Source organism: Sphingobacterium sp. T2 (genome assembly GCF_000814685.1).
Taxonomy (GTDB): domain Bacteria; phylum Bacteroidota; class Bacteroidia; order Sphingobacteriales; family Sphingobacteriaceae; genus Sphingobacterium; species Sphingobacterium thermophilum.
The window spans coordinates 1-5,845 of sequence record NZ_JXAC01000146.1 but is presented as its reverse complement, the minus strand read 5'-3'; the positions used below and the strand labels follow the sequence as shown (position 1 = coordinate 5,845).

Here is a 5,845-nt window from a genome sequence, read left to right as displayed (position 1 = left end):
CTTAAATACCACTACTTCCTAGTGGTATTTAAGGTTCTTCCTTTCCATGATGTCCCATTATATAGGATGGTAGCATAGAAACGAGGCTCACGCTTATCATATGGATTGGCAGCATGTTCCGGATTAGTCCAAGAGAATTTTGTTCCATCTTCCATCTCAAACTCATCCACAAGTTCAGCGGTAGGCACACCATACACTAAGGTCATTCCATTATTATCGCGTGGTGGAGCATATCCGTAATCATATTGATGGGTGATGGAAGGATAAACAAAATCTACACGAAATATTGCTTCCTTCGTGTTTTTATTAGTGAAGATAGAAGCAAAATTGCCATCCAACTCATATTTATTAAGACTACGGACAGATTCTGCAGCATCGGCCGCAATCTGATAGAATTCACGTGCTCTTGATTCTGTAATTCCGGTCAGTGGATCAGAATTAAACTGCTTGCGATCATATTGGGCAATAGACCCTGCATAAAGAGCGACTCTCGACAACAGAGCATATGCTGCCCCCTTGTTCGCCCGTCCGGCAAGTGCGTTTACCGGCAGATTTTCGGCAGCATATTTCAGGTCTTGAATCATAAAGTCATAAACCTGTTCTTCACTAGAGCGTTGTTTATCCTTCTCATTATAGGTATTGATATCATCTTGGATGATAACAGAACCATGGATTTTGGCTAGCCAGAAATAGGTGTAGGCACGGATAAATCTTGCTTCCGCTTCGTATTTTACTTTTTCCTCGTCGCTCAACAACGACTTGGTTCTCACTCCTTCTATAAATTCGTTGACACGCCTGATGCGGTATATCCCGTACTCCAATAGTTCAACCCCACGCTTGAAGGCGAAAATTGGCTTGAACTAGAAATTAATATATTCACCGTACCATTACCCGGTACTGTAGAGGTAAATTTCATGATATCGGCCAAGGCATCCATGGCATTATCATATCCTAGACCTGGAAACAACCCAAACTGGAAATTTTTGAACTCTTGCGTACAAACCGTCTACATACAGTTCAATAGTTGATGGATCGGCCCATACAGCTTCCTCCGCATATCGGTCTTGTGGCACCACATCTATACTACAGCTTTGAATGCTTACTGTCGTTGATGCTATTAAAGCCAGCAAACTATATTTTAATTTATTTTTGATTCTCATGACTTAAGATTTAGAAGGTTACACTTACACCAAATTCATATAAACGTTGCTGAGGATAGAAACCCAACGTAACATTCGGCATTTCCGGATCTATATATTTCAAATGATCCCAGGTATACAAGTTAGAACCTGTTACGAATAGTCTAAAGCTTTGAATTTTAGCTTTATCAACAAATTTTTTAGGTAGTGTATAGCCTAACTGCATAGATTTCAGACGCAGATAATCTCCACTACGAATCCAGCCTGAGTTGGCATGGGCGTTGTTTGATGACAATCCCACCTGATTGGCTGTCAATCTTGGGAATTTAGCATTTGGATTATCCGGACGCCAAGCATTTTCTACTAAGAAATATGGAGCATTACCATTTCCATAGAATGTCTTGGTCCATACGGTATTATCGTCGATGGCTTGAGTAACGCCTGCAGAACCTTCATATGTTCCTGCCAATGAAACATCCGCTATTGCAGCTCCTTGAAGGAGAGCAGAAAAGTCAAATCCTTTATACGCTAAATTTATATCCAAACCAAACATGATCTCTGGTACATTGGATTTACCGATAAAGGTTCTGTCCCCGCTGCTTGTGATTAAACCATCTCCATTAAGATCTTTGAATTTGAAAAATCCTGGCGCCAGAGCACCTGTTGAAGGCGAAGGCGTGTTGAACGCTTCTTCCCAAGTTTGGATCATCCCTTCAACGACATATCCTCTTTTCGCACCAATAGAACGTCCAATTACACTTAGATGAGAAGGAGTTCCATCTGCTTCTTGATATTTGAGATATCTGTTACGAGCCCAGTTGAAGTTTCCTGTCAGACTCAAACGGAAATCTCCAAAATTATCATTGTATTTTACTTGAGCGTCAAATCCTCTGTTGTCTACCTCTCCGATATTAGCCAATGAAGGGTAATAACCTCCTACAGATGGTGGATACAATCCACTTACAGAGCCCAAAATACCGGTAGTATACTTATAAAACCAGTCGAATTCCAAAGAGAACTTCCTTAAGAAACGGGTTTCAAAACCAATATTGAATGTAGAGGTCTCTTCCCATTTGAGGTTAGGGTTAGGCACATTGGAAGTATATAATGCTGCTACAGGAACTCCATCGATTACTACCACCGGATCGGATGTAGGAACGAATGTGGCCATATACGGGAATGAGCCTTCTTGAGCTTTATCGTTACCCGATTTACCGTACGAAGCCTTAAGCTTCAAATACTGTATATTATTGACATTGCTAAAGAAATCTTCTTTGGAAATGACCCATCCCAGACCTGCTGCAGGGAACATATTCCATCTGTTATTTTTAGCAAAAGAGGAGGAAGCGTCCCATCTGTTCACTGCTTCTAGCAAGTACTTTTCCTTATAGCCATAGCTCACACGGGCCACCAACCTGCACGTCTTATTTGTGCGGCAGACGCACCTCCTGGAGCAATAATATCTTCAGGATCTTTGGAGCCATAGTCCAATTCATGAATAATCGTGATAGGGAAGTTACGCACGCCTACCCCAAAGGAGTTACCATACGACTTGGAGAACTCATATAGGGCCAAAGCACTTATAGAATGTGTGTCGTTAAAAACCTTATTATAGTTAAGACTTGCTTGCAAATTTTGTTTATAGCTCGCAGAATGATTTTGTGTCAAGCGCGTAACAGTGATTCCAGGTACGGTTTTTTGCAGACTGTAATCCCCTGTCACCTGAGTCATGCCTCGGGCCATAGTTTCATAAGGTTGTGCCCATGATTTGCTTTCCTGTTGCGTATAGTCATAGGCTCCTTGAACTTTCGCCACCAAACCATCAATACCAGGTACATAGAAATTCAGATGTGCTTGTCCCTGAAAAATATTTCCCAAATATTTTTGGTATCCGGATTTCTCAACAGATGCTATCGGATTCAAAAGTCCTACCTGATTGGAAATGGATGTTGGAAGTCCGTTAGGAGCATATTGAGGGATATTAGGCAACATACGTGCTGCCTGATACCAAGGATTCATATATTGAGTATTATCCGGAGCTATACCCGGTAAATTTGTTATCTGATGGCGTAGATGTAGATTCACACCGAATCCCAAGAAACTTGCAAGTCGTGAATTAATATTTGTTCTTACATTATAGCGTTTAAAATCCGTATGGTTGATTACACCATCCTGAAGCATATGACTCAATGCAGCGAAATACTGCGTATTATTATTTCCTCCGGATAATGTTGCTGAATGGTGTTGTGAATAACTATTCTCTCCAGCCAATAGTCCCATCCAGTCCGTATTGCCTAGCAGAGGATTGGTATTTGTGCCATTTCGTACGGCATCTATCATCTCTTGAGAATATACATATGCTATTGGACTTTGACCTAGATTTAACAAGGCATCATTATCCATCTCTATACCTTTATTATACCAGGCCATATAGTCCGGTCCATCCAAAAACTTTGGTAATCGTGTATTTTGACCTATGCTATAGGAGAAGTCATACGATACCTTAGTTGGTGTCGACACACCGGATTTGGTTTTTACAAGGATAATCCCGTTGGAGCCCTGAACTCCATACATGGAAGTTGCCACAGCATCTTTTAATGTAGAAATAGATTCTATCTCATTAGGATCTAAATACGCTAATGTAGAAATCGGTCTTTCCACATCATCCACAATCAACAGTGGAGATCGGTTTCCTCCATAAGTACTGATGCCTCGGATATATAAGGCTGCATTATCTGCTCCAGGTCTTCCCGACTGCTGTAAAGAGGTCAAACCAGGCAACCTTCCCGCCAAAGCATTGGTAAGGTTCATTGCCGGAGCCTTCTTTAATTCTTCTCCTGAAATCTGAGCTACAGACCCTACCATGGTACTTTTCTTCTGCGTACCGTATGCCGCCACGACCATCACCTCTTCGATAGCACGATCAGACTGCTGCAAAACAATTGTCAGCGTCCTTGCCTCGTTAAGAGTAACGGTTTGGGTTTCGTAACCTACAAAAGAAACCTCTACTTGTGCCGGAAATTTGTCCACCCTAATTGAAAAATTTCCATCCGTAGAGGATGAGACCATTTGATTAGAATTTTTTACTCTAATCGTCGCTCCTGCAATAGGACTATTTTGCTCATTGCGTACCACTCCCTGCACCATTGTCTGCGCATAGACGGAAAGGTACTTAACAGCATCGTAATAAAGCAGAAAGCCCTAAACACATTAGATGTAGTAAAGTTTAGACATTTCATAATTTATTTAATTGGTGTTTGTTTGTTCCAAAAATAATATAAGGATTGGTGTATCTCTTTAGCCAATAACGATACAGTTATTGCTAGAAATAAAAGGTTACATATTGCAATTTAATAGGTTTATATATACTAAATTATAAAATATTAGCTTTATAACAAATATATTTTTAAAAAAAATTAATAATAAATATCAATAAAAGCCGCCACATAAACTTTGATTTATTCTGACGGCTTATTCTGCTCTTATATTCCTTGAAGTACTGTAGTCTCAAGCGACTCATATATTTTAAATAAGGCACGCGGCACATGGAAGCACCCTTTCCACTTACCTCCTTTTAAGGTGAGCAAAGGCTGTCCTTGTCTATTGAGATAGCCGAACCATTCTCCATACTGTGGGTCTGAGAATCTATTAAAGGCATAGTTATCCAATTTTTCAAACCATGCTTTACATCTCTCGTCTCCTGTATAGGCATAACCTTTAGCCATACATACTAAAGCTTCCAGATGCACCCACCATAGTTTTTGGTCCCATTCCAGCTGTTGTGGTGGTCTGTTTAAGATATCTTTAAAGTAGAAAATACCGCCAAACTCCTCATCCCATCCATACTCCAGCGCACGTAGCGCTATCTGAATACATTTATCCATCAGTTTAGCATCCTTACGTCTGGCAGCTAGATCCATCATAAACCACATAGCTTCGATGACATGCCCCGGACTTACCAATCGTCCTTCAAATGTATCTGAAAAAGTACCGTCGGCATTGACACTTTCTACGATAAGGCCACTTTCAGGTTGATAGAACACTTCCATCACCTCGTGAATGATTTCATCGATAAGCGATTCTACAGTATCTGTGCCTACGATATGCTCTAATTCCAACGACAGATTGCTCAGAATCATCGGCAGCGAAAAACCCTTGAGAGCCCGTGTATTAGGATAAGCCTTATTGTATTTACCTTTTGGATTATTGCGTCTTTGGATGATACGTTTGAAAGTGTCGTAAGCGACCTGCGCATATTCATCGTTGTTAGTAATCTTATACAACGCCGCCAAGCCCATGCTGGCAAAGCAATCCGAAAAGATGTTGTAAGGCTGCACCAATGGATTTCCTGCCCTATCCAGAGCGAAATACCAATCGCCCTTTTCGTCACGGCCATGCTGTAAAATAAAGCGGGCTCCATGTTCTGCTATCTCTTTCCAATGCTCCTTCGCCTCTACCTTATCATATAGCATAGACATCGTCCATATCTGACGTCCCTGCAACCACATGAACTTATCCGTATCGAAGACAGAGCCGTCACGATCCAGACATGTCAAATAACCTCCATATTCTTTGTCAATGGAATTACATTTTCCCAAAAGAATCATCATTCTCTAATAATTCATTTCCTATACTTAATAACAAATCATTCCATCCAAATCTATAATGTTGTCTATATATTCTTTGTATCTATTGTATAAGTCGTC

The 5,845-nt window shown here is 40.7% G+C and carries 4 protein-coding genes; all 4 read right to left on the bottom strand.

Annotated elements, in window-relative coordinates:
• Positions 1-11: 11 nt before the first annotated feature.
• The 4 genes from SD31_RS09915 to SD31_RS09895 all read right to left on the bottom strand — a co-directional run bounded on the left by SD31_RS09915 (position 12) and on the right by SD31_RS09895 (position 5,749).
• The gene (locus SD31_RS09915; RefSeq protein ID WP_039054007.1) at positions 12-821 is read right to left on the bottom strand and encodes a RagB/SusD family nutrient uptake outer membrane protein; all 810 of its coding nucleotides are present in this window, start codon (positions 819-821) and stop codon (positions 12-14) included.
• Between the two features lie 349 nt (positions 822-1,170).
• Complete coding sequence (locus SD31_RS20255) at positions 1,171-2,502, bottom strand: SusC/RagA family TonB-linked outer membrane protein (protein WP_262506617.1); 1,332 nt, start codon at positions 2,500-2,502, stop codon at positions 1,171-1,173.
• A 35-nt stretch (positions 2,503-2,537) separates the two neighbouring features.
• A complete protein-coding gene (locus tag SD31_RS20250; protein ID WP_039054005.1) occupies positions 2,538-4,286 on the bottom strand; it encodes a SusC/RagA family TonB-linked outer membrane protein in 1,749 nt (582 codons plus the stop codon).
• 335 nt (positions 4,287-4,621) lie between these two features.
• Positions 4,622-5,749, bottom strand: coding sequence for an AGE family epimerase/isomerase (locus SD31_RS09895; protein ID WP_082021909.1), 1,128 nt, complete (start codon positions 5,747-5,749; stop codon positions 4,622-4,624).
• Positions 5,750-5,845: the final 96 nt, after the last annotated feature.